General features: G+C 62.0%; 24 protein-coding genes and 1 pseudogene. 9 read left to right on the top strand and 16 right to left on the bottom strand.

Annotated features, from left to right (window positions below):
* The 7 genes and pseudogenes from ACYP01_RS02350 to ACYP01_RS02320 all read right to left on the bottom strand — a co-directional run.
* Positions 1–1,306, bottom strand: a pseudogene (locus ACYP01_RS02350) (FAD-dependent oxidoreductase); the annotation flags it as partial.
* The gene (locus ACYP01_RS02345; RefSeq protein ID WP_459678496.1) at positions 1,303–2,397 is read right to left on the bottom strand and encodes a Gfo/Idh/MocA family protein; all 1,095 of its coding nucleotides are present in this window, start codon (positions 2,395–2,397) and stop codon (positions 1,303–1,305) included. The pseudogene ACYP01_RS02350 and the gene ACYP01_RS02345, both read right to left, overlap by 4 nt.
* A complete protein-coding gene (locus tag ACYP01_RS02340) occupies positions 2,397–3,221 on the bottom strand; it encodes an aldo/keto reductase (protein ID WP_322001616.1) in 825 nt (274 codons plus the stop codon). Before ACYP01_RS02340 ends, ACYP01_RS02345 begins: the two co-directional genes overlap by 1 nt.
* Positions 3,218–5,170 carry an NADH:flavin oxidoreductase gene (locus ACYP01_RS02335; RefSeq protein WP_322001617.1) on the bottom strand — a complete coding sequence of 651 codons (1,953 nt, stop codon included), beginning with the start codon at positions 5,168–5,170 and terminating at the stop codon, positions 3,218–3,220. Before ACYP01_RS02335 ends, ACYP01_RS02340 begins: the two co-directional genes overlap by 4 nt.
* Positions 5,171–5,214: 44 nt before the next feature.
* Positions 5,215–6,096 carry a shikimate dehydrogenase gene (locus ACYP01_RS02330; protein ID WP_459678492.1) on the bottom strand — a complete coding sequence of 294 codons (882 nt, stop codon included), beginning with the start codon at positions 6,094–6,096 and terminating at the stop codon, positions 5,215–5,217.
* Positions 6,097–6,159: 63 nt separating this feature from the next.
* Positions 6,160–7,536, bottom strand: a complete 1,377-nt coding sequence (locus ACYP01_RS02325; protein WP_030535326.1) for an MFS transporter — start codon at positions 7,534–7,536, stop codon at positions 6,160–6,162.
* Between the two features lie 139 nt (positions 7,537–7,675).
* Complete coding sequence (locus tag ACYP01_RS02320; protein ID WP_020970528.1) at positions 7,676–8,593, bottom strand: LysR family transcriptional regulator; 918 nt, start codon at positions 8,591–8,593, stop codon at positions 7,676–7,678.
* 134 nt (positions 8,594–8,727) lie between these two features.
* On the opposite strand from ACYP01_RS02320, the gene ACYP01_RS02315 reads away from it, so the two are divergent.
* Entirely contained in the window at positions 8,728–9,420 is a 693-nt protein-coding gene (locus ACYP01_RS02315) for an SDR family NAD(P)-dependent oxidoreductase (RefSeq protein ID WP_064444223.1), read from the top strand.
* A 22-nt stretch (positions 9,421–9,442) separates the two neighbouring features.
* On the opposite strand, the gene ACYP01_RS02310 is transcribed toward ACYP01_RS02315, so the two are convergent.
* Positions 9,443–10,216, bottom strand: coding sequence for a hypothetical protein (locus ACYP01_RS02310; RefSeq protein ID WP_459678488.1), 774 nt, complete (start codon positions 10,214–10,216; stop codon positions 9,443–9,445).
* Between the two features lie 105 nt (positions 10,217–10,321).
* Between ACYP01_RS02310 and ACYP01_RS02305 the strand changes: the two genes are divergently transcribed.
* Both ACYP01_RS02305 and ACYP01_RS02300 read left to right on the top strand, forming a co-directional pair.
* The gene (locus ACYP01_RS02305; protein ID WP_387388903.1) at positions 10,322–11,149 is read left to right on the top strand and encodes a crotonase/enoyl-CoA hydratase family protein; all 828 of its coding nucleotides are present in this window, start codon (positions 10,322–10,324) and stop codon (positions 11,147–11,149) included.
* On the top strand, positions 11,146–12,684 hold the full coding sequence (locus tag ACYP01_RS02300) for an AMP-binding protein (RefSeq protein ID WP_151098137.1): 1,539 nt from the start codon (positions 11,146–11,148) through the stop codon (positions 12,682–12,684). Before ACYP01_RS02305 ends, ACYP01_RS02300 begins: the two co-directional genes overlap by 4 nt.
* Here ACYP01_RS02300 and ACYP01_RS02295 read toward each other — a convergent pair.
* Complete coding sequence (locus ACYP01_RS02295; protein WP_007733562.1) at positions 12,677–13,309, bottom strand: alpha-ketoglutarate-dependent dioxygenase AlkB; 633 nt, start codon at positions 13,307–13,309, stop codon at positions 12,677–12,679. The two genes, ACYP01_RS02300 and ACYP01_RS02295, sit on opposite strands and share 8 nt — an antisense overlap.
* Positions 13,310–13,456: 147 nt before the next feature.
* On the opposite strand from ACYP01_RS02295, the gene ACYP01_RS02290 reads away from it, so the two are divergent.
* Positions 13,457–13,873: a DUF7144 family membrane protein gene (locus ACYP01_RS02290; protein ID WP_459678484.1), complete on the top strand. Its 417-nt coding sequence runs from the start codon at positions 13,457–13,459 to the stop codon at positions 13,871–13,873.
* A 94-nt stretch (positions 13,874–13,967) separates the two neighbouring features.
* Here the strand turns inward: ACYP01_RS02290 and ACYP01_RS02285 are convergent, their stop codons facing one another.
* The gene (locus ACYP01_RS02285) at positions 13,968–14,195 is read right to left on the bottom strand and encodes a hypothetical protein (RefSeq protein ID WP_020970523.1); all 228 of its coding nucleotides are present in this window, start codon (positions 14,193–14,195) and stop codon (positions 13,968–13,970) included.
* A gap of 248 nt (positions 14,196–14,443) precedes the next feature.
* On the opposite strand from ACYP01_RS02285, the gene ACYP01_RS02280 reads away from it, so the two are divergent.
* A complete protein-coding gene (locus ACYP01_RS02280; RefSeq protein WP_459678481.1) occupies positions 14,444–15,235 on the top strand; it encodes a MerR family transcriptional regulator in 792 nt (263 codons plus the stop codon).
* An 83-nt stretch (positions 15,236–15,318) separates the two neighbouring features.
* Positions 15,319–15,783 carry a hypothetical protein gene (locus tag ACYP01_RS02275; RefSeq protein WP_459678479.1) on the top strand — a complete coding sequence of 155 codons (465 nt, stop codon included), beginning with the start codon at positions 15,319–15,321 and terminating at the stop codon, positions 15,781–15,783.
* A 53-nt stretch (positions 15,784–15,836) separates the two neighbouring features.
* On the opposite strand, the gene ACYP01_RS02270 is transcribed toward ACYP01_RS02275, so the two are convergent.
* A complete protein-coding gene (locus ACYP01_RS02270; protein ID WP_459678477.1) occupies positions 15,837–16,211 on the bottom strand; it encodes a hypothetical protein in 375 nt (124 codons plus the stop codon).
* Positions 16,212–16,347: 136 nt separating this feature from the next.
* Between ACYP01_RS02270 and ACYP01_RS02265 the strand changes: the two genes are divergently transcribed.
* On the top strand, positions 16,348–16,716 hold the full coding sequence (locus tag ACYP01_RS02265) for a hypothetical protein (protein WP_459678474.1): 369 nt from the start codon (positions 16,348–16,350) through the stop codon (positions 16,714–16,716).
* 22 nt (positions 16,717–16,738) lie between these two features.
* Here the strand turns inward: ACYP01_RS02265 and nicT are convergent, their stop codons facing one another.
* The 3 genes from nicT to ACYP01_RS02250 all read right to left on the bottom strand — a co-directional run bounded on the left by nicT (position 16,739) and on the right by ACYP01_RS02250 (position 19,084).
* The gene (gene nicT / locus ACYP01_RS02260) at positions 16,739–17,884 is read right to left on the bottom strand and encodes a Nickel transporter NicT (RefSeq protein ID WP_459678472.1); all 1,146 of its coding nucleotides are present in this window, start codon (positions 17,882–17,884) and stop codon (positions 16,739–16,741) included.
* A 140-nt stretch (positions 17,885–18,024) separates the two neighbouring features.
* Positions 18,025–18,354 (bottom strand): branched-chain amino acid transporter permease, encoded by a 330-nt coding sequence (locus tag ACYP01_RS02255; protein WP_003940007.1) that lies wholly within the window; start codon positions 18,352–18,354, stop codon positions 18,025–18,027.
* Positions 18,347–19,084, bottom strand: a complete 738-nt coding sequence (locus ACYP01_RS02250) for an AzlC family ABC transporter permease (RefSeq protein WP_003940360.1) — start codon at positions 19,082–19,084, stop codon at positions 18,347–18,349. The genes ACYP01_RS02255 and ACYP01_RS02250 overlap by 8 nt, the downstream gene beginning before the upstream one ends.
* A gap of 79 nt (positions 19,085–19,163) precedes the next feature.
* Here ACYP01_RS02250 and ACYP01_RS02245 point away from each other — a divergent pair, with 79 nt between their 5' ends.
* Positions 19,164–19,604 carry an Lrp/AsnC family transcriptional regulator gene (locus tag ACYP01_RS02245; protein WP_020970517.1) on the top strand — a complete coding sequence of 147 codons (441 nt, stop codon included), beginning with the start codon at positions 19,164–19,166 and terminating at the stop codon, positions 19,602–19,604.
* A gap of 57 nt (positions 19,605–19,661) precedes the next feature.
* The gene (locus tag ACYP01_RS02240) at positions 19,662–20,087 is read left to right on the top strand and encodes a VOC family protein (RefSeq protein WP_003940409.1); all 426 of its coding nucleotides are present in this window, start codon (positions 19,662–19,664) and stop codon (positions 20,085–20,087) included.
* Here the strand turns inward: ACYP01_RS02240 and ACYP01_RS02235 are convergent.
* Together ACYP01_RS02235 and ACYP01_RS02230 are read right to left on the bottom strand one after the other, a co-directional pair.
* The gene (locus ACYP01_RS02235; RefSeq protein WP_030535335.1) at positions 20,084–21,094 is read right to left on the bottom strand and encodes an AraC family transcriptional regulator; all 1,011 of its coding nucleotides are present in this window, start codon (positions 21,092–21,094) and stop codon (positions 20,084–20,086) included. The genes ACYP01_RS02240 and ACYP01_RS02235 overlap by 4 nt on opposite strands.
* Positions 21,091–22,281, bottom strand: a complete 1,191-nt coding sequence (locus tag ACYP01_RS02230) for a pyridoxal phosphate-dependent aminotransferase (protein ID WP_459678468.1) — start codon at positions 22,279–22,281, stop codon at positions 21,091–21,093. The genes ACYP01_RS02235 and ACYP01_RS02230 overlap by 4 nt, the downstream gene beginning before the upstream one ends.
* Positions 22,282–22,383: the final 102 nt, after the last annotated feature.

The raw sequence follows: 22,383 nt of genomic DNA, 5'->3' as shown, positions 1-22,383 counted from the left end.
TCTCGGCCAAGTCCCGAAGAGTGCGCCCACGCGTGAGGTACCCCGAGCGCAGGTACGGCTGGATCGGGATCGGCAGGGGCTTCGCCATGCCCAGCGGGAGGTATCGCACATACTGTTGATCGGCGATCAACCACGAGCACACCTCTTCGCCCTCGGGAACCCGCTCGACCATCGCGAGTGTGTAGTCGTGGTAGCCGAGTGCTTCGTTGACAAACCGCTTGCCGTTCGCGAGAACTCCGATGACACCGGGCTTTCCGCGGTCGAGGATGTGCGGGAACACACCTTCCTTGCCGTTGCGGTAGCGAACGATGGAGACGGGGCAGTACGCGACGGGAGAGGCGAGTGTGCGGTCGAGTCGGCCGCCCACGGATTCGCCGAGGGTGATGCCGTCGCCGGTGGTTGTCTTCGGAGTGAGTGACCAGTGCTCGTTTCCGGTGGGGGTACGGGGGAACAGTTCACGTCGGCGGTCGATGTCCTGGGCGAAGCCGCCGGTGGCCAGTACGACGCCGCGCGTGGCAGTTACCGAGTACGCGCCGTCCGGACCTTCGAGGCGGACACCGACAACGCGACCGTCATCGTCAGTCTGCAGCGATGTTGCCGACGTTTTCACCCGAAACTCGACGCCGAGATCGAGCGCTGAGCGAAGCATCATGCCGACAAGCGCAGTGCCGTTGACGAGTTGCTGACCACGACGCTTGGTGGCGAGATCGAACATGTGCTTAGTCACCCGAACACCACAGTGCACAAAGGCTTTTGGTGAGCGGGTCGAGTGCAGGAAAGCTTGCAGGTCGGGCCCGGCCATGATGCCCATACCGAGGAACGACGTTTCGTACAGCTGCCGACGCAGAAGCGCCGCGACATCTGGTCCGAGCTTTCGCAGACTCACCGGTTTCGGTCCGACGGAACGGTGACCCGTACCGGCGCCCGGTGTGTCACCGTGAATATCGGCGATCTTGGCTCCGGGCACGAACTTCAGAGCAGTCTTGCGTTCGAAGAACTCGACCATCTCCGGGGCGCCGTCGAGGAGTGCATCGACCTTGGCGGCGTCGAAGTTGTCGCCGAGTCGGTTCTCCAAATACGTCCGCGGCGCCGAACGATCCTCGACAACCCCGTCGGCGATGGCAAACATGTTGCGCGGGGTCCACATCCACCCGCCCGACCAGGCCGTTGCGCCGCCGCAGGTGTCGGCCTTCTCGACAACGAGTACCGACGCGCCGCCATGTGCTGCGGCAATTGCTGTGGAAAGCCCGCCTGCGCCGGAGCCCACGACAACCACGTCGTAGGTGAGGGGGGTACTGCTACTCATTTCTGCTCCTTGGCAGTTGTTGCGAGGGTCGGTGTCGATGTCAGCTCGACAACCTTGCCCGTTCGTGACGATTCGTAGATTGCGGCGATGATGGCAAGTGACGCGCGGGCGTCTCGACCGGTGACGGCGGGTTCGCGCCCGGTCAGGACGGCGTCGGCGAAGTCTTGCACCTGCAGGGTGTGGAAGTCGGTCAGTGCCGCATTGACCGCTCCCACATCGAGATTGGCGTCGATGTCGGCGGAGTACGGCGACTGGAACTCGACTTCGCCCGGCACGGTCCAGATTTCGTTGACACCCTCGTGCCCTTCAGGAAATTCGAGGACGCTGGCAATGGCGCCGGCGCGCCCGATCACCGTCACGCGGTTACCCAGATTGTGATTGGCACCGGTAGTCGCGGTGACGGTGGCGGTGCCACCCGAGGCAAAGGAGATCACAGCTGACGCACTGTCCTCGGTCTCGATGTGGTCACCGTGGGTGTGGGTGCGGATGAAGCCGCTGACCGAGACGGCCTCGCCCATGAACCAGGCCAGCATGTCGATCTGGTGCACGGCCTGTGTCATGAGCACGCCACCGCCGTCGGTGTCCCAGCGTCCGCGCCACGCATCGGCCGAGTAGTAACTCGATGGGCGATGCAGGATCACCGACGCCTCACCGAGCATGGGTAGTCCGATCCGCCCGTCGTCGATGGCGTCGCGGATCCGACGTGCTGCCGGCCAGAATCGGCGTTGGAAGAGCACCCCGAACGTGATACCGGCGCGGTCGGCGGCCTCGATCATGCGGTCGGCGGCAGCAACATCGACTGCGATGGGCTTCTCGCACAACACATGTACACCCGCGTCGGCAGCGGCCACGACTACCTCTTCGTGTACCGGGTGAGGTGTGCATACCGTGCAGGCGTCGAGGCCTAGAGCAAGCAGTTCGTCAACGGAACGTACGGCGGAGGGAATGCTGTGGAGCGCAGCGAACTCTTGGACACGACCGAGATCGGGATCGCAGCATCCGATCACCTCGACACCGGGGACTTGTTGCAGCGCACGGGCATGGTTGCCGGCGATCTTGCCGCAGCCGACGATTCCGACTTTCAACGCCATCAGAAATGTTCCTCTGCTTCGACGTCCCGCGCCGCAGATTCGCCGCGGTCGAGACTGTTCAGTGCTTCGATGTCCTCGCCGGATAGGGTGACGTCGAGTGCTGCCAGGTTCTCGGCCTGACGCGTCGGGTTCGCTGATCGCGCGACCGGAACCACACCCTGCGCGACGTGCCATGCGAGGACCACTTGAGCTGGTGTGCAACCGATTCGACCGGCGATCTCCCCGACCACGGCGTTGTCGAGCACGTCACCCCGGCCGAGCGGGCTCCACGACTGCGTGAAGATTCCGAGTTCCTCGTTGGCGCGGCGCACCGGAATTCGCGCGAGCGACGGGTCCATCTGAATCTGGTTGACTGCCGGTGCCTCGCCGGTTTCGGCGACGACGCGGCGCAGGTGGTGCTCGAGGAAGTTCGACACACCCACGTACCGAACCAGTCCGGCGTCGCGGCAGGCCAGCATCGCCTCGAACGACGCAACGTAACGATCGATTCGCGGGAGCGGCCAGTGGATCAGGAACAGATCGAGTTGATCCAGTCCCAGTCGTTCCAGGCTCTGCTCGAGCGCTCCGCGGATGTCACCGGAAACCTGGTCGTTTCCACGAAGTTTGGTGGTGACGAACAGTTCTTCTCGCGGTAGAGCAGACTCCGCCAACGCTACGCCGACGGCGTCCTCGTTGCCGTAGATCGCGGCGGTGTCGATGAGGCGGTACCCGGCCTCGATTCCGGAGAGTACCGACTTCGTGGCGTCGGCACCGACCAGTGGCCAGGTTCCGAGTCCAATGGGCGGCAATGCAGTTGCCACGGGTGTGGCTGCCTGTGTGGTCATGCGTGAACCTCCTGACGTGCCGCAGCGGCGGCGGTGATCGCGACGGCAACGTCGGCTGCGGTCACGAGTGCGGCATGGATGGACCCGCCGTCACCGCTCGCGTCGCCGACCGTATGTACTCCGAGTCGTGGTGCCAGTGAACGGAGTTCAGCAATAAGTTCCGAACGCGGCTCGACGCCTTGCGAGATCAGCAGTTCGCCGGGAGCATCGACCTCGCTCAGCACACCGGCCGTCGAAATCGTGACGCGGTCAGCGGCGACTGTGGTGACGATCGAGCTGAGGTAGGTCGTGAGGTTCTCACTTGCGGCCAGGCGCGGCAGCAGCACGATCTTTCCGCGGCGTCCGACGTCGTGCGCGATGGTTTCCTGCGGGCCGATCATCACGACCTGGGTGCCCTTCTGAAGGAGATCGTCGGCGACGGCAGCAGCCTCACGGTCGGCGCCGAAGATGGTGACAGCGGCAGGAGCCGGATCGCCGGAGACGAGGAATTCGCGGACGTCGCGAACGGTACGGGTTGATGCTCCGGGGAGATCGACCACGGGGCCGACGCCGCCGGCGGCAAGAACTATGGCGTCGAAATCGCCTCCGGAGAGCAAAGCAGCATCTGCCCGGGTCGAGGTGTGGCAGTAGACCCCGAGTTCAGTCAGTTCTGCGACGTACCAGTCCACGATCCGCCCATATTCGGGATACTCGTGAAGCTTCGATGCCAGAGCGAAGTCGCCACCGAGGCTGGGTCGCTCGTCGTACAGGTCGACGCGGTGACCGGCAAGTGCGAGGTCGCGGGCAGCGGCCATTCCCGACGGCCCGGCACCGATGACGGCGACCCGCACGGTGGCATCAGCCGGCTTTGTAGGCTGATCCAGTTCGCGGCCGACCCACGGGTTGACGGAGCAGGGAATGGGGCCGGCGGCCAGGCTGTCGATGCAGTAGTTGCAGGCAATGCAAGGGCGGTACCGGCCACCGTCGATGGCGCGATTCGGGAAGTCCGGATCTGCGTGCAGCGTACGAGCCATGCTGACGAAGTTCGCCTGCCCGGATTCGATGATCCGCGCAGCGATCTCCGGCGACGTGATGCGTCCGGCCACTCCCACCGGGATGTCGAAGTCGCGCTGGTACTGCTCGGAGTACGGCGCGAGGAGACCGCGCGACCATTCACCGGGCTGGATGATCCACTGTCCCGCTTCGTAGTTGCCGGCCGAGACGTCGAGGAAATCGAGTCGGTCGGTGTCGATGGCGCCGATGCGAGCGCGAGTCATCTCGGCGTCGAGTCCGCCGTCGATGCCTTCGAAGGCTGAGAATCGGAGTCCCAGAGTGATTCCCGGTGCGTGCTCGTGGACGGAGGCGATGACCTTGTTGACGAACAAGGTGGGGTCTGCCCACTCGTCGTCTCGGTGGTTGTAAGCAGGGGAGAGGAACTGGTGGATCAGATACCCGTGGCCGCCGTGCAGGGAGATGACGTCGACGCCGGCTTTCTGGCAGCGCGCTGCGGCTTCACCGAAACACTCGATGATGTGCTCGATGTCGTCGCCGTCGAGTTGTTCGGGCATCTCGCCGCCGACAACCAAACACGGAATCGGTGTCGGGGCAACGGGAACAAATCCGCTGACCGAACCTTGAGCCGTGCGACCACCATGGTTGAGTTCGACTCCGACGAGCGCTCCATGCGCGTGAATAGCGTCGACCATCTTCTTGATGCCCGGAATCCGTTCGTCGACGTCGACGCCCATCTGCCGGATGCGTCCCTTGCCGTCGGCACGCACGTAGCTCGCTTCGGTGAAGATCAGTGCAGCACCACCTTCGGCGCGGCGGGCGAGGTACGCGATGTACTCGTCCGTCATGGTGCCGTCGACTTCGCAGTAGTTGCGTTCCATCGGGGCCGACACGAATCGGTTTCGGAGGCGGACGCTGCCCATGTCGAGAGGTTCGGCGAACGGCGCAGTCACGTTCATCAGTGCTCCTGGTACTTCGCGAGAAAGTAGGTGTTCGGTTGTGCTCATGCGCGTGCCGTCTCGGAGAGCAGCTCGCTCAGATGGCTACGCATGCGATCCGTATCGGCTTCGACACCCGTCAGGAGTGTGAAGGTGTCAGAGGCTTGAGCCACCAGCATCTGGCCACCGTCGAGGACTCGACATCCGAGAGTAATTGCAGCTTCGAGTAATTCGGTGCGCATCGGGCGATAGACGATGTCCGCGACCCACAAGCCCGCGTGGAGCGCCGCGGGGTCGAACGGAGTTCCGGGATGGCCGACCATCCCGATCGGAGATGCGTTGACGACGCCGTCGCACGTAGTCAGGTTGACAGCGATCTCACTGATCGCCAAAGCCGTTGTGCGCGTGGCAGGAAAGGCCGAGGCGACGCGAGAACACACATCGGCAGCGCGATCGGGATCAATATCTGCGATGCGAAGATCCGTGGTACCGGCGGCGGCGAGTGCGTACGCCACGGCGGAACCCGCCCCGCCAGCGCCTGCGAGTACCACTCGGTCCAAGGCGGCGTCGGGCAAACCGCGCTGCAGTGCTGTGAGGAATCCGCTGTGGTCTGTGTTGTGGCCGATCAAACGGCCGTGGTCGACCACAACCGTGTTGACGGCACCGAGCAACCGCGCGTTGCCGGACAGCTCGTCGAGAGCGTCCACGACAACCTGCTTGCACGGATGGGTGATGTTCAGTCCGGTGAAGCCGGCTGCGACGGCGCTCCGCACCACCTCGCCGGTCTTTTCGACCGAGACCGTCAGGTTCTCGAGGTCTACCAGTTCGTAGCTGTAATCGTCGAGTCCGAGTGCTGATGCTTCGTGCGAATGCAGCGCCGGCGAGAGGGAAGTCGAGATCCCGGCTCCGACAAGGCCGATTCGGTGACGTGTGAATTCGGTAGTCATGACATTCTCCTGCATAAGTGGGGACGGCCCCTCGCGGCAATTCAGCGCGAGGGGCCGGTCCGGTCAAGCGTTGTTGCTGGTGAGCTCCGAGTCCTGCTTGGTTGGCAGGCTCGGCTTCGGTTGGCCCAGTTCAGCTGTGGGCGTGCGGTACGTTTCCGGTCCGGTCATCGCCGCGATGGCGGAGACGACGGCGAAGCCCAGGCACATCCAGGCAACCGGTGTCCAGTTGCTCTTGTCTCCGGCTGATATCGCCTGAGCGATAGCCGGTGTGAAGCCGGCAACAAGGAGTCCGAGCATGAGGCTGACGGCCATTCCGGTGTATCGGACCTTCGCGGGGAACTGCTCCGGGAAGTACGCCGGGTACGTGCCGTTGGGCATCGCGTAGAAGATTCCGATCATGACGATTCCCGAAGCGAAGACCATGGGGACGCTTTGGGTTCCGATCGAATGGAAGAAGACGAAGATCATCAGGCCGGCTCCGATCGCGCCGACGACGAAGATGGGCTTGCGTCCGTAGCGATCCGAGAGGATGCCGAACAGCGGCTGAGTCAGTACGGCAACAAAATTGGCGGTCGCGATAGCCCACAGCATCGTGGAGCGTTCGAAGCCGGATTCGACGGCGTACGCCAGAGCGAAGACGTTGACGATGGTGTTGATCATCGCGAAGGTCGAGCTCATGCTGATACGGATCACGGTGCGCCAGTGCGAGCGGAACATCTCGACGACGGGAATCCCGGCCGTCTCGTCCTGTTCCTTGAGTTCTTCGAATACCTCGGGTTCATCCAGGGCACGACGTAGCCACAGGGCAACGACGGTCACGATGATGCTGAGCCAGAAGGGAACTCGCCAACCCCACGAGTAGAGGTCTTCGTCGGGCAGGCTCGCCACTGGGATGAATACCAGGCTGGAGACGACGATGCCGAACATGATCCCGCTCATGGTGAACGAGGTGAAGAACGAACGACGGTGATCCGGCGCGTGTTCGAGCGTCAGTGCGGAAGAGCCGGGTGATTCACCGCCGGCAGAGAGCCCTTGAAGTAGGCGAAGCAAGACGAGAATGATCGGCGCGGCGATGCCGATCTGGTCGTAGGTCGGCAGGCAACCGACGATGACCGTCGCAACACCCATGAGGAGCAGGCAGGCGAGAAGCGCGTTCTTGCGTCCGTACCGATCGCCGAGGTGACCCCACAGCACCGCGCCGAGCGGGCGGGCGACGTAGGCGACACCTAAGGTGCTGATCGAGAGCAGGGTTGCCGTTGATCCGCCGCCGGGGAAGAAGATCTTGGGGAACACCAGCGCGGCCGCGGAGCCGTAGATGAAGAAGTCGTAGTACTCGAGGGTGCTGCCGAGGAAGCCCGAAACGGCGGCGCGGCGCGCGTTCGCATTCGGATGTTCCTCGGTCGAGTTCGTGGATCCGGTGGAGGTGATCGGAGGTGCCATGTGAAGTCCTTTCGTCCCGATGGGCCGGCCGTGGCGGCACGTTTGGAGATGCACCACGCATCGGTGACGTCCCTCACCTTTCGGCGGCTGAGACGACAGTGCCACGAAGGACTATGGCGCGTCCAACACTAAATGAGTCTCAGATAATGACGTTTTTGGTCTCAATCTCCGGCGTCGGCAGAATTTCCTCGGATGTCTCCAATGCGACGGCGAGCGCATCGGTCATGTGCCGCGGTGACCAGGCAATTCCGTGATTCATGAACGTCGGCTCGCCGGTGAGTGGGACGAACACACTGCCAGGTGGGGTGATAGCAGCCATACCGGACGTCATCAGCGCTACACCGACGCCGGCGGCAACGAGCATCAGGATCATGTACGGATCGGTGATCTCCTGGACGACGCGAGGCCTGAAGTCTGCGTTCATGCAGGCGCGCATCGCGGTTTCCTGGAGGGCCGAGCCGGCCGAGAGCGGGGTGGTCACGAATCCGTCGTCGGCCAATTCGCGGAGATCGATCGCGTCCCTCTCGGCAAGGGGATGGTCGATCGGAAGCACAGCGCCGAACGCCTCCCGTCGGATCAGCCGGGTAGACAGTGATGCGGATTCCACCGGTAGTCCGACGAAGGCGAGGTCGAGGGCGCCGCTCTCGAGTTGAATGACCGCGTCGCGCGTCATGATCCGGCCGAGGAGTGTCAGTTCGACTTCCGGATAGCGCTGACGCAACGCGCGGGTGAGCGGCGGAAGTGCTTGATAGTTGAGCACTCCGGTGAACCCGATCGTGACTCGTCCGTAGACGCCTCCCGACGACGCACGCGTAGCGTGTCGTGCCGTCTCCATGTTCTCGATGACGCGATAGGCGTGGGGGAGAAAGGCATGTCCGCCGGATGTGAGTGCGACGCTGCGAGTGCTTCGTTCGAACAACTTGACGCCGATGTCCTTTTCGAGCTTTCGGATCATCTGGCTGAGCGGCGACTGGGCCATCTGGAGCCGTGATGCGGCCCGCCCGAAGTGAAGTTCTTCCGCAACCGCGACAAACGCGTGCAACCAGCGGGTTTCCATCGGCAAGGCCTCCAGGTATTTGACGTTGACAACAAACGCCATATATTCAGAATTTCTACACAGTGTGACGGCAATTATGCCTGTTTGCAACATAAATTGAGTGCGTAGCGCACAGAAACTCAGGAGTGAATGCGATGCAGGGTTACCCAGAGGGTGTCACCGCGCTCGTTACCGGCGGTGCGAGCGGAATCGGCGCCGCCAGTGCAAAGCTATTGACGGAGAGGGGAGTTCGGGTGGTAACGGCAGATCTTGCCGAAGGCGCGGACGAACAACTCGACGTGAGTGATCCGACAGCAGTCGATGCGCTTCGAACCAGGCTCCGCAGAGTCGACATCTTGATCAACAGTGCGGGAATCGTAGGACCATCAGCGCCACTCGTCGACGTCGACCTCGCGGCTTGGCAGCGTACGTTCCGCATCAACGTCGAAGGGACATTCCTGATGTGCCGGGCGTTCGTGCCGGGGATGGTTGCGTCGGGGTGGGGGAGGGTCGTCAACCTCGCAAGTATTGCGGCCAAGGACGGAAACCCGAATCAGAGTGCATATTCCGCGTCCAAAGCGGCCGTCGTCGCGCTGACGAAATCACTCGGCAAAGAGGTCGCCACCACCGGTGTGCTGGTCAACGCGATAGCTCCGGCGGCCGTGGAAAGTCCTATGAATGCCGGCACCGATCCGGCCATCCTCGCCCGTTCGCAGTCTTTGACGCCGATGGCGCGAATGGGGAGGGCCGACGAGATTGCCGAACTGATCTCCTGGCTGTCGTCGTCGGCGGTAAGTTACTCGACCGGCGCCGTGTACGACGCCAGCGGCGGCCGTGCAACATACTGAATTACCTTCTGGGAGAAATCGATCAGAACCGGAGCAGTGACTGCCACAGTTCGCGAGATGCGTCCTGGTACTCGAGCATGTGCGAGATCAGTTCGCGCAGTGGCTGTGTCGGTTCGAGTTCTTCCGGAAGGAGCGGATTGCGCACGATGACCGCGATCACCGCGCTGCCCAGAGCAAGTGATTCGCGGGCCGCCTCCTCGCGACTGATTGTCGCCAGGCGTGTTTGCGCCTGTGTGAGTGCTTCACGGGCCTCGGCGATGTCGGCCAATAGTGCTTCCGAGTTCCAGAGTGTGCGGATTGTCGAATCATCCTCGGGGGCAAGGTGAGCGATTTCCATGACGGCCGATTCGGGGGCGGCGCCGAGTCGGCGGAGAGTGCGGCGGGCGCTGTCCGTGCCGCCGAGCAGATTGTTCGGGCGGACGGCGAGTGTGGGCTTCCACTCCTCGTAGCCCGCCAGGCGCAGCGCTTGATCGTGTCTTCGGGCGGCGGTGCGGTCGCTACGTTTGAGCGCTGAGTGCTCGACGGCTATCCACGTGCCGTCCCAGGGGCGTATGCGATCGGTACGAGTTCGCCACCCCTCGACCTCGCTGTAGGTGGGGATGCCGTCCGGGTTGAGGACGTACGTTCCACGAGCGGTACGACGCAGTTTGTTCTCGCGGCACAGTCGGCCCGCTGCCACGCGAATGCTTGATGCGCTGATGCCGACGATCTCGCCGGCCCGGGTCAGCACGGCGGTGCTGAACTCGGTGTCCGGGCTCGCTGTTGCGAGGTCCAGCACAACTCGGGTTGCGGACATTCCTCGATCGGTTTGTAACAACTTTTGAACAACTCCTGACAAATTCTGTTACAAGTGGCATGGTGGGTACCGGGAAACCTTATCCGCGAGCAGTGAGGAAATATCGTGACCGACTCCGATCGACCAGGTGGCGATGTCTATGTGGAGCGTGACGGTGGCGTCACCGTCATCGTGATGAATCGCCCTGATCGCAAGAATGCGGTGGACGGGCCGATGGCGGCGCAGTTGCGTGATGCCTTCCTGGAGTTCGAATCGGACGAGAGTCAGAAGGTGGCGATTCTGTGGGGCGCGGGCGGCACATTTTGTGCCGGTGCGGATTTGACCGCAGTCTCCGACCCCGCCCGCGTGCATGAGTTGCATCCGGAAGGCGGCGGCACCGGCCCGATGGGGCCGAGTCGGTTGGTGTTGTCCAAACCGTTGATCGCCGCCATCAGCGGATACGCGGTTGCAGGAGGGCTCGAGCTTTCATTGCTCGCGGACCTGAGGATCTGCGAGGAGGATTCCGTGTTCGGAGTCTTCTGCCGGCGCTGGGGAGTTCCTCTCATCGATGGTGGGACCGTGCGACTGCCGCGAATCGTCGGGCAGGGGCGAGCGCTCGACATGATCTTGACCGGTCGCCCGGTCGACGCTCCGGAGGCGCTGGCCTTCGGACTGGCCAATCGTGTTGTTCCAGTGGGGCAGTCACTCCAGGTAGCCAAGGAGCTTGCGCACCAGTTGTCCGCTTTCCCACAACTCTGCATGCTCGCGGATCGCGCATCGGCCTACCGATCTTTCGATCTACCACTTGCCGAAGCACTGCGGGCCGAGGGCGTCGCGGGAAATCCCATTGTCATCGCTGAGGGTGTGCGCGGCGCTGCTGCGTTCGCCGCGGGCGCCGGCCGGCACGGCCGGTTCGAGAACAACCCGAATTCGAACGAGGAAACTGAACCATGATGCCCATAACCAGAGACCTGATCGCCCGTGGTGCGCGACAGCACGGATCGCGAACAGCCGTCGTTTTCGGCGATCGATCGATGACGTTCACGGAAGTGGACGAACTCAGCAGCCGATTGGCGCACACATTCATCGCCCTCGGTATCGGGCGTGGTGCACGGGTTGCATTGCTGGTCAACAACTCTCTTGCCAGCGTGCCTGTCGATTTTGCGTGTGTCAAAGCCGGCATCAACAGGGTTCCGCTCAACTCGCGACTCTCGCTCGACGAGCACGCACGAATGCTCGAGGACACCGACACCTCGCACGTCGTTTTCGGTACTGACCTTGCCGGCCGAGCTGCTGAACTGTCCGCCAGGTTCCCGGATCGGACGTTCGTCGGGCTGGAAACAGGTGCGGAGGGGCAGCTTTCGCTGTTGGATCGAGCACAGGGCATGTCTTCGGCCACTCCGGACGTCGAGGTAGATCCCGACGACGTGATCCTGACGCTGTTCACTTCCGGGACCACGGGAACGCTGAAGGCCGCGCAGCACACTCAGCGCAGCTACGCCGGAATCTGCCGCAATGTTCTGCTCAATCTGCTTCCGGCGACTCAGGACGACACGATGTTGCACGCAGCATCACTGATTCACGCCAGCGGTGTCTTCGTGCTTCCGTTCTGGCTACGTGGCGGTAAGACCGTCATCCTCCCCGGTTTCGACCCGTCGACCTTCTTGGACTCGATAACCGAGCATCGGGCTACGGCAATCAATCTGGTGCCGACGATGATTCAGATGCTCCTCGAACGCCCTGATTTTGCGAGCGCAGACATCTCGAGTCTGAAATCCGTGATCTACGGTGCGTCGCCGATGCCGCTGGCCACCATCGAACGGGCGATGCAGGCGTGGGGGCAACACCGTTTTCTCCAGTACTACGGGCAGACCGAGGCACCGCTGTGTATTGCAGTCTTACGGCCCGAAGATCACACGGAAGATCGCCTGCTGTCCTGTGGTCAGCCGGCCATCGACGTCGAGATCAGGCTGCTCGACGGCGAGGGAAACGAAGTGCCCCAGGGAGAACCGGGTGAAATCGTGATCCGCTCGCCATCGGCGATCGCCGGATACTTCAATGCACCGGAACTGAATGCGGACACCTTCACCGAAGACGGCTGGGTTCACACCCGTGACATCGGTCAGTTCGACGCCGAAGGATTCTTGTTCTTGAAGGACCGAGCTTCGGACATGATCATCAGCGGCGGATACAACGTCTACCCCCGTGAAGTCGAGGATGCACTCCTGACGCATCCGTCTGTCCGTGAGGTCGCCGTGGTGGGTACCGCCGACGCCAAGTGGGTGGAGGCGGTCACGGCTGTGGTGGTACTCGAGGACGGGACCGTCGAAAACGACGTACTGCAAGCATCATTGGTCGCGCACGTCGGCGAGCGACTGGCGTCGTACAAGAAGCCGCGTCGGGTTGTTTTCGCAGAATCCATACCGAAGACGGCCGTCGGCAAGCTCAATCGGAAGGCGCTGCGAGACGAACTCCGCGACGCTATCTAACTCCGCGAGTGCGGAATTGAACGCTGATTCTCGGCCCGAGGGCCCGCGCACTCTTCGGGACACAGTGTTCCCACGTGCGTTGGCAGGATCCGCCCATGACGAGTAGATCTCCGTGTCCGAGATTGAAGCGGATGGATTCGCCGCCCCCACGAGGGCGCAATAGGAGCGGGCGAGCCGCACCGAGAGACAGGATGGCCACCATCGTGTCCTCGGTGCGACTTCGTCCCGTATCGTCCCCGTGCCAGGCAACGCTGTCGGAACCGTCGCGATAGAAACAGAGACCCGACGTGGCGAATGGTTCACCGAGTTCGTCGAAGTAGTGACTGCTCAGCGCGTCTTTGGCTTCGGTGAGAAGTGCGTCCGGCAGTGGTTGATTCTCTGCGTAGAAACACACCAGACGAGGGACGTCGACAACGCGGTCGTACATCTGACGCCGTTCGGAACGCCACGGCACCGTAGCTTCCAGATTGTCGAACACGGCCTCCGATCCGGTCAGCCAGGCCGGGCGATGGTCGACCCATGCGCCGGCGGTGAGGATACGTCTCTGCACCGTGCCCTCGAGATCGCCCAGAGAGACGCCCAGGTCACCGTTGTCGAACAGAGACGGTTGCATCGTGGCGGTCATAGACTCCACCGTACACCGAAATCGAACATACGTTCCCATGAAATTTGATTGCAGTGCTGGACGGCTGTTCATCCTTGCTGGGTGATGTCCGGCGGCGTGAACCTTTGAATACTGTTCTCACGCTATTTCGCCGAAGAAGGGGATGTCATGACTGCTCCGCACCAATCTCATGCGAACCATCCTGTCCGACAAGGCTTTGCCATCGGGACCACGGTGGTGGCAGCATGCCTGCTCTTCGTCGCGGGAATCGTCGCGTTGCTGCAGGGCATCGCGGCTCTCGCGGACAACGACCTGCTGATCGTCGGAGTCAATTACACCTTCGAATTCGATGTCACGACATGGGGTTGGATCCACATCGTGCTCGGAATCATCGGCATCGCGGTGTCGCTGGGATTGTTCGTCGGCATGGCGTGGGCCCGCGGGATGGCATTCGTCATCGCGGCACTTTCGATCGTGGCGAATTTCCTGTGGATGCCGTACTACCCGCTGTGGTCGATCGTGATCATCGCCCTCGACGTCGCTGTGATCTGGGCCGTCGCGACCTGGCGACCTGACGAGGTGTGATCCTCTGACCGAAGTGAGTGGTTCACCTGCGGTAGGTGAACCACTCACTTCGCTGTGTCCGGGCCTCCACGGTTGGCCTCATCCCTACGCGGCGTCAGCGCCGTTTCGGTGACTCGCGATCCTGGTTCTCGCGCGGACGCATGTCCTTCGTCGATCGGTGTGGGAAGCCATGGATCATCGAGCAAGAGATCCAGCAGATCACTACCGTTGCGATTCCGAGTCCGATCGACGCGAATGGTTCCTGCGTAGCCAGCCAGACGCTCAGTCCGATTGCCGTCCCGACGATCAGAATCAGGATGGTGTCGAGTCGTGTCGTTTGCATCGAAATCATCGCCTGGCACAGATAGTTTCTGGCGGCCCGCTGGTTTTGGCGGCCCGCCGCCCGGCGAGTGACAGCCGGGGGCAGACCTTGCGCGGCTGACCCCTCGCTCTGGAAATCGCCGCCGCAAGTGATCAATACCCGCGAAATTCGTCTGCGAAACTCTTGGCAGGAAGAACAGGACCTTATGCCTCAAGGCCCGACATGCCGGGCCTTGACTATGACGTAGCGTCATAGTTAATGCTGTTCGTATGCGAATCAGCGACGTGGCCAGTGCGGCAGGCACCACTCCGCGGACCGTTCGGCACTATCACCGACTGGGGTTGCTGGCCGAGCCGAGACGACTGTCCAACGGTTACAGAACTTACGAACTTCCCGATCTGGTCAGGCTGATGCGAATTCGTTGGCTCTCCGCCGCCGGCATTCCACTCGGATCCATTGCAGCGATGATCGAACCGACGCCGATCGGTGCACGAGAACCGGACGACTTCGCCGAAGATCTTTCCTCCCTGATCGCGGAGATAGACCGGAAGCAGCGCGTCCTCGCAGACCAGCGAGTGCGCCTCGAGGAAATGCTCACGGCGCGAGGTGCTGGGAGGGTGGTCTCGCCGCTTCCGATGGAGCTGCTGTCGGCGTTCGACGAGTTGATCGCGTCGTCCCCCACGGGTTCGGTGCGACGCTTGTTCGAGCGCGAACGCGACATGTGGGAATTGGTGGCGATCTCGGGCGCAGCGCCGCACGAACTGTTCTCCACGGCTGCGCGATTGCTGTCCGACGAGAGCGACCGGAATCGAATTGTCGATCTGTACCGTCGTTTCGCTGCATTGGCTGGGCGTGAGGTAGTCGACGTTGCAGACGAGATCGCGTGTCTGTCCTGCGAGCTGGAGGAATCGCTGGCCGGGGTGCTCGGCGACGTGTGCTCAGACGGAGACTCTGCAGGTGTCGGCTTTTCGGTCGCGATCGCGGATCTGGTGCCTGATCCAGCGCAACGTGAAGTGGTTGCGCGCGTCGCAACACGTCTCATGTCAGGCGGTACGGCGTGATCCGATCACTGTGGTTGCTCTCGACGGGCAGGAGAGACGGAGGTTCCAGTGATACAGCGACTTTCGGCTACGCGAGGGGGACCATGTCGATACCGGTGGCATTTGTCGCGGCGAGTGTGATCGAGGCCGTGGCGATTCACTTCCTGGTGCCGTGGCAGTGGCTTCGCGTCGTGCTGCTCGTTGCAACGGTGTTGTCGCTGATTGCGATTGGCGGTTGGCTTGCCGGACGCGTCGTGCACCCGCATCTCGTGTCCGCTCGAACGGTGGTGTTTCGTTCCGGCACGGGCGTTCGTGTCGAGGTGGACCGATCACGGATTTCGCGGGTGAGCATGGTCCGAAGATTCGGTGAGACCGCAAACTCGATTGTCGACGACTGCCTGGTTCTACCGGGGCCCGACGGCACTGTCGTGGATGTCGGCTTCGACCGACCCGTCTCGGTCACGCTCCCGAAACGGCTGTCGAAGGGATCTAGCTCCACTCTGATCGATGGGTTGCGGTTGCATGTCGATCAACCCGGCGAATTCTGTGCAGCGTTGTCGCGGGACTGAACTCGCAAAGATCGTCTGGAGTCGGTCAGAGCGGAGACCTAGATGGAAGACCTTCAGGGAATCGGCTCGACAACCAGCCTCTGCACCGTGCCACCGACATTCCATAGTGCGTCGGGGTTGTCGAGCGAGGCCGCGTACGTTGCCGCAGCTCGGTCGCCGGCGATCTCACCGCTCTCGCCCGACGGCGGGTTGGGCTCGAGGAATTCGGAGGGGTGCGGCCCTGGCCATTCAGGCACGTCGAACGGGGAAATGCTGGTGTCGATGAGGCCAGGTCGATGCACGGTCACCCGGTCGGGAACTTGCTTGGTTTCCGCCGCCACGGCGATGCCTGGTCCTTCGGCAGCTTCGCCGTCGCCGCTACCGCAGCCTGCCACTGCAAGAACAAGTCCCGTGATTGCCACACCCACTACCGCATGACGTATCCGCACCGTTTTCTCCTAGCCGGGGCTCACCCCGTTCGAACTCCACTATTGCATCTCGCCAACTCCGCGGGATGCGTCTTTCGATAAATGTGGGAAACGCACTGAAAGTGCTCGACAGGAGAATTGGATTGTACTGTGAGCCATGCCGACCCTGCTTCGACGTGCAATCAAGATCGGCGCGATAGCGCTGGCAACGATTGTGGTGGCGGCCTACCTGTATCTGGCCTTCACTTATCGCAGCGCTGATGTCTTTGCGCCGCCAGGGCGCATCGAGTCTCTGGGCCGGACCTACCTGATCAGCAATTTCCCGCCGCGCACTCGTGAAGATCTCGAACAGCGATTCGCGCAGGGCCATCGTGAGCAGTACACCTTGGAACAAGTGAGTTCCGTATTTCCGTGGCGCGCTGTCTACCAGTGGCAGAACGACCAGATCCGCGGCCAGGCGACGTCGAGCGCGTACCTGAAATGGGGCGAGACGTACATCAGCTATTCGCTTTCGGGTGGCCCGTGATTCTGCGGGGACCGAGTCGAACTCACATCGCTTCGTCTGCTGTCGCTCGTCGGGCTACTGCTGCACCGGACTGAGCCTGCCACCGTTCTTCGATGCGGCCGTACCGCCACACGAGTAGAGCAATCAGCCAGGTGGCGACAAAGAGTCCGACGATGATGAAGCCCATCGCGCCGAGATCCAAGTTCCCGATGGCGCCGAGAAACCCGTCGTGAATGTCGAGTTTGTCGGTGAAAATCGAGATGATTTCCTGGGACCCGATCAGCAGTGCCACTGCCACCGAGAGTCCGGTGATCACCATGTTGTAGTAGATCTTTCGGACCGGCTGAGCAAATGCCCAACCGTAGGCGAAGTTCATGAACGATCCGTCGATCGAGTCGAAAAGCGACATCCCGGCGCAGAAGAGGATCGGCAGAACGAGGATCAAATACCACGGGAGCCCTGTCGCCGCCGCGCCGCCGGCGATCACCAACAGCCCGACTTCGGTGACGGTGTCGAATCCCAATCCGAACAGTAGGCCGACCGGGTACATGTGCCAGGGCTTGCGAACCATCTTCATCACCGGGCCCAGAATCTTGTTCAGGGCGCCACGGCTGTCGAGTTCCTTCTCGAGTTGTTCCTCGTCGAAGGTTCCGGCCTTGTACTTCGTGTACACCCGATGAATCCCGATGAGAGAGACAAGGTTCAAGATTCCGATCAAAATCAGGAACGTGCCGGAAATGGTGGTGCCGAACAAGCCGGTCCACTTCTCCAGATCGGAGTTGTCGTCGGAAAGGCTGGTGGCCAGTTGCCGCACACCCAAAGCCAAGAGGGCGACGAGTACGAAGACGATGGTGGAGTGTCCGAGCGAAAACCAGAACCCGACGGACATCGGTTTCTTGCCGTCCGCTACCAACTTCCGAGTGGTGTTGTCGATAGCGGCGATGTGATCGGCGTCGAAAGCATGGCGCATGCCGAGCGTGTACGCCGTGACACCGAGTCCGACGCCGAAGACACTGCCTTCGATCGTGTAGTGGCCGGGGACAACCAGGCCGAGAAGAACTGCCCACCCGACGACGTTGAGCGCTACGACGGTGACGGTCATCCCGATGATGCTTCGACGCTGGCCTCGATCCAGACTGTGCCAAGCACCGGCGATTCGAGTGCCCGTCGTGGTCATTGTCGTGGACATCGAACCTCACCGATCCTTCAGTCGCGGCCGGCGGCCACGCTACTGAAATCGTATAAGTGTTCAACTGTTCAGATAAGCGCCTGGAGGTTACAAATCACCCATCCGGGGGTAAAACTGCTTTGCTCCCGGATGGGAAATGCTCAGGCGAACACGGTATTGACCAGCGCGACGTAGATCGTCGTTCCGACGACGATGCTCAGGACGGCATTCTTTCGCCAGAGGTGCGCGGCGATCGTGGCGCACACTGCAATCAGTTCGGGTAGGCCGTGAGAAGGGGCGGTGATCGACACCCCTTTGAGTGAATACATGACGAGAATCAACATGACGCCTGCCGGCATGTAGATGCCGAGGTAGCCGACCAGGGCGGAGGAGCGCAGCGGCATGAGCGCGGCGAAGGGGATTGCGCGCAGCGCGAAGGTGACCACGGCCATGACTGCGACCGCCGCAAAGATGTACGAGGTGTCAGGCATCGATCTTCGCCTTTCGTGAGTCGTAGACAAAGCGCCCGATCAGGAAGAGCACGAAGGCGCCCATCGCAATTGGCAGCATGTGGTCCGGCGCTGCGAGCCGGGCGACCAGAGCGCAGGTGACCGCGGCGACCGGCACCGCGAATCCGTTTTGTGCGCGAATCGCTTCGATCGAGAGGACGACGAACAACGCCGTCAGGGCGAAGTCGAGGCCGACGATCGAGTCCGGAATCCACTGTCCTGCCGTCGCGCCCAGGATCGCGCCACCGATCCAGTAGCCGTGCAGGTACAGCTGGGAGTAGACGATGACGCGTCCGGTGAGTGCCTTGGGATCGGCAGTTACCGACATCGCATAGGCCTCGTCGGTCAGCGCGAACATGCTGTAGAAGCGGGCGAAGGGGTTGCGAATCTTTTCCAGCGGAAAACTCAAGGCGTAGAACACATGTCGAAAGTTGACCAGCAGTGCGGTCAGAGCGACGTACGGCAGCGGTGTCATGGCCGCGACCATTCCGACCGCGAGAAACTCCAGCGATCCTGCGTAGATCAGCGAGGTGAAAGCGACTGCCCACCAAGGGCTGAGCCCTTGTTGGACCACAAGAACGCCAAGTGCGATCCCAAGTGGGAGCAGGCCGAATCCAACCGGTAGCGACAGCTGGAAGGCGTGCCGCCACGCCGGGGTTCGCGGTGGGAGTTCGACGGCCGGTGCGGCCGTCGACGATGCTGGTTCGATCACGACGCAAATCTATAACAAAGATCGAGGTGATCGATTGCTCAGAATGCCCACATATTGAACAGTGCGCAATAATAGTGCGATGGATGCCATGGATGACGCAATTTTGTTTCACCTACGCCAGGACTCGAGTTTAACCAATACCGAGTTGGCGGATCTGGTGGGTCTGACACCGTCCCCTTGCCTGCGCCGCGTGAAAAAGCTCGAAGCCGACGGAATCATCACCGGGTACCGCGCGATCGTCAGTCAGGAAGCGCTTGGCCGAGGATTTCAAGTGATCGTCACCGCCGAGATCGGAGTCAACGACCAGGCCACCATCGAGGACTTCGAATCCCAGGTCGCCGCCTTCGACGAAGTGATCGAATGTCGGCGGTTGTTCGGAATTCCCGACTACTTCATTCGCGTCGCGGTGAAAGATCTCGCGACGTACGAGAACTTCATGGTCACCAAGCTCAGCGGGCTTCCGGCTGTCTCGCGGGTGACATCGTTGATCACCATGAAGACCATCAAGAGTGTCGACTGATGCCCGGGCTCGGCTGAACCTTCACTAGGTGTCGGTGGTCGGCGTTAACGTCGGAACATGGGATACGAATTTCAAGTCACAGTAGATTCGGCACATCCGCACGAACAGGCGAAGTGGTGGGCCGCAGCACTCGGGTGGGCAGCGGAGCCCAGCGACGAAGACTTCATCAGGGGCCTCGTCGCCGCTGGTCACGCCAAGGAATCCGACACCACGACCTTCGAGGGAGTCCTCGTCTGGCGCGAAGGTGCGGCCATCAGCGATCCGGAGCATCCCGAACGTCCCCGCGTTCTGTTCCAACTGGTTCCGGAATCGAAGACGGTGAAGAACCGGCTCCATTTCGACATACGAGTGGGCGACAAGCGCGAGGATGTCGCAGCGCACCTCGAGACGGTGGGGGCGACGATCCTGCACCGAGGAGCGCAGGGGCCGAGCGTGTGGATCACGATGACCGATCCCGAAGGAAACGAGTTCTGCGTCAGCTAGCGGTACGAACTCGGAGTGTCGCCGGTCCATCGTTTGAAGGCCCGACGGAAGGCGCTGGGCTCGGAGAACCCCAATCGCGCCGAGAGTACTTCGACGGATTCTCCGCGCCGCAAACCAGCGATGGCTACGTCGCGGAGCACTTCCTCGCGTAGTTGATTGAGTGATGTTCCGTCACGCCGCAGCAGTCGACGCAGATGGGGAACGCTGATCGAGAGCATCTCCGCGATCTCCTCGGCCGTGGAGGTTCGCCCCTTCACCCCGAGTTCCAGGACCCGTCGTACCTGCGCCGACGCAGTGCTGTCGTAATCGCGTTCGGACATGAGCTGAATCGGAGATTCTCGGAGGTACTCCTCCAACGTCTCCTCGGTTTGGATGATCGGTGCACGCATGGCCGAGTTGTCGAATTCCAGTGCCGCGCGCTGCGCGCCGAAGGTGACCGGCGCTCCGAAGATGTAGTCGTAGTCCTGCGCCAACCGTGCATCCGGTGCCGAGTACGGAAATTCGACCGCCCGAAGTCGGACGCGCTTTCCGATCAACCATGCGGAAAATCGGTGCAGCAAGATCAGGACAAAATCGGTTGTGACACGTTCTGCGACATCAGGTTCGGCGACGCCTTCGCGAGCTCGGACAGCGAAACTCACCCGAGTGCTTTCCTCGCCCTTCTCGATCGACAGTGGGGCCAGAGCCGGTAGCGCACGGATCACGTCGGACATTCGAGCGAAGGCCGATCCGAGATCAGGGCAATGGATCAACGTCAGGCAGATCAATCGGAAAGTGCCACGGGGGACCGGGGCGGATCCGAGGCCGAACAATTCGTCGTCGGTGATCTGCCAGGTGGATTGGATGAACGTGGTGACCTGAGTCGGGGTCAGCCGGGCGCGCGGGTCGGACAGTGTCTCGAGGTCGATCCCGGCAGCGCGCAGTGCACCAGACAAGTCGACGTCGTTGTCCGGCGAGAACGCGAGATAGCGGTGGACGAATGCGGTCGGGATGGTCCGCGCTGTCATGGGTGCGCTGCTCCTTGGAGCAGGTGAAGACGGCGTGCAGCTTCGGACAGAATGTGGTCCTGCTTGCAGAAGGCGAAGCGCACCAGGTGCTTCCATTCGTCGCGGTTGTCCGCGAACACGTCGACCGGAACGGCCGCGACGCCGATTCGCTCGGGCAGTGCGCGGCAGAAATCTCCCGCATCGGTTTCGCCCAACGGTCTGATGTCGGCAAGGAGGAAGTACGTGCCGCCACCGGAATGCACCGTGAAACCGGCCTCGGTCAGAGCTTTACCGAGCACGTCGCGTTTGCCTTGCAAGCTCTGTCGAAGTTCGACGACCCACGGCTGTTCGTTGGTGAGCGCGTAGGCAACGGCCGGTTGGAACGGTGCACCGGCAACAAATGACATGAACTGCTTGGCGGCACGGACTCCGTCGATGAGTTCGCGCGGGCCGATCGCCCAGCCGGTTTTCCAGCCGGTGACATTGAAAGTCTTTGCGGCACTGGACACCGTGACAGTGCGCTCACGCATGCCCGGGAGCGACGCCATCGGTGTGTGGGTGAGGCCGTCGAAGACCAAGTGCTCGTAGACCTCGTCGCTCAACACGATCAGGTCGCGTTCGCACGCGAGTTCGGCGATCGCTCGAAGTTCGTGATCGGTGAATACGGTGCCGGTGGGGTTGTGAGGACTGTTGACGATCAGCATCTTCGTCTTGGCGGTGATCGCGCCGCGCAATGCATCGAGATCGACCGCAAATCCGTCTCCCGCGGTTACCAACGGAACTGTGCGGCGTACAGTGCCTGCCAACGCGACGGATGCAGCGTAGGAGTCGTAGTACGGCTCGATCAGCACTACTTCTTCGCCGGGTTCGACCAGTCCGAGAATCGCAGCACTGATCGCCTCGGTGGCGCCGACTGTGACCAGAACTTCGGAGTCGGGATCACTGTCGAGTCCGTAGCGGATGCGCCGATCCTCCGCGATGGCCTGACGCAAGACGGGCATGCCCGGACCGGGCGGGTATTGATTGACGCCCTCGGCGATGGCTCGGCGCGCTACCTCGAGCATGGCAGCAGGACCGTCGGTATCCGGAAAGCCCTGACCGAGGTTGACCGCGTCGTGAAGTGTGGCCAACGCTGTCATCTCGGCGAAGATCGTGGATGCGAACGGCTGCAGACGCGAGACGGTGCGGTTGCGGGGCGTCGAAGGCATCTTTGCAGCTTAGTCGGCTGACACCGCATCCTCACATCTGCTCGGACGCGGTGCTTGTCACGTTTGAATCGCCGCCATCGTCCAACTCTGTAGAGAGCATCG

It is taken from the genome of Rhodococcus sp. no. 34 (genome assembly GCF_054589475.1).
Note: the sequence above shows the minus strand (reverse complement) of the source record. Positions and strands in the feature narration are given on the sequence as shown.

Bases quoted from the DNA above. Each gene is read 5' to 3' on its own strand.
- ACYP01_RS02345 (WP_459678496.1), bottom strand. From the start codon at position 2,397: ATGGCGTTGAAAGTCGGAATCGTCGGCTGCGGCAAGATCGCCGGCAAC.
- ACYP01_RS02340 (WP_322001616.1), bottom strand. From the start codon at position 3,221: ATGACCACACAGGCAGCCACACCCGTGGCAACTGCATTGCCGCCCATT.
- ACYP01_RS02335 (WP_322001617.1), bottom strand. From the start codon at position 5,170: ATGAACGTGACTGCGCCGTTCGCCGAACCTCTCGACATGGGCAGCGTC.
- ACYP01_RS02330 (WP_459678492.1), bottom strand. From the start codon at position 6,096: ATGACTACCGAATTCACACGTCACCGAATCGGCCTTGTCGGAGCCGGG.
- ACYP01_RS02325 (WP_030535326.1), bottom strand. From the start codon at position 7,536: ATGGCACCTCCGATCACCTCCACCGGATCCACGAACTCGACCGAGGAA.
- ACYP01_RS02320 (WP_020970528.1), bottom strand. From the start codon at position 8,593: ATGGAAACCCGCTGGTTGCACGCGTTTGTCGCGGTTGCGGAAGAACTT.
- ACYP01_RS02315 (WP_064444223.1), top strand. From the start codon at position 8,728: ATGCAGGGTTACCCAGAGGGTGTCACCGCGCTCGTTACCGGCGGTGCG.
- ACYP01_RS02310 (WP_459678488.1), bottom strand. From the start codon at position 10,216: ATGTCCGCAACCCGAGTTGTGCTGGACCTCGCAACAGCGAGCCCGGAC.
- ACYP01_RS02300 (WP_151098137.1), top strand. From the start codon at position 11,146: ATGATGCCCATAACCAGAGACCTGATCGCCCGTGGTGCGCGACAGCAC.
- ACYP01_RS02295 (WP_007733562.1), bottom strand. From the start codon at position 13,309: ATGACCGCCACGATGCAACCGTCTCTGTTCGACAACGGTGACCTGGGC.
- ACYP01_RS02290 (WP_459678484.1), top strand. From the start codon at position 13,457: ATGACTGCTCCGCACCAATCTCATGCGAACCATCCTGTCCGACAAGGC.
- ACYP01_RS02285 (WP_020970523.1), bottom strand. From the start codon at position 14,195: ATGCAAACGACACGACTCGACACCATCCTGATTCTGATCGTCGGGACG.
- ACYP01_RS02280 (WP_459678481.1), top strand. From the start codon at position 14,444: ATGCGAATCAGCGACGTGGCCAGTGCGGCAGGCACCACTCCGCGGACC.
- ACYP01_RS02275 (WP_459678479.1), top strand. From the start codon at position 15,319: ATGTCGATACCGGTGGCATTTGTCGCGGCGAGTGTGATCGAGGCCGTG.
- ACYP01_RS02265 (WP_459678474.1), top strand. From the start codon at position 16,348: ATGCCGACCCTGCTTCGACGTGCAATCAAGATCGGCGCGATAGCGCTG.
- nicT (WP_459678472.1), bottom strand. From the start codon at position 17,884: ATGTCCACGACAATGACCACGACGGGCACTCGAATCGCCGGTGCTTGG.
- ACYP01_RS02255 (WP_003940007.1), bottom strand. From the start codon at position 18,354: ATGCCTGACACCTCGTACATCTTTGCGGCGGTCGCAGTCATGGCCGTG.
- ACYP01_RS02245 (WP_020970517.1), top strand. From the start codon at position 19,164: ATGGATGCCATGGATGACGCAATTTTGTTTCACCTACGCCAGGACTCG.
- ACYP01_RS02240 (WP_003940409.1), top strand. From the start codon at position 19,662: ATGGGATACGAATTTCAAGTCACAGTAGATTCGGCACATCCGCACGAA.
- ACYP01_RS02235 (WP_030535335.1), bottom strand. From the start codon at position 21,094: ATGACAGCGCGGACCATCCCGACCGCATTCGTCCACCGCTATCTCGCG.
- ACYP01_RS02230 (WP_459678468.1), bottom strand. From the start codon at position 22,281: ATGCCTTCGACGCCCCGCAACCGCACCGTCTCGCGTCTGCAGCCGTTC.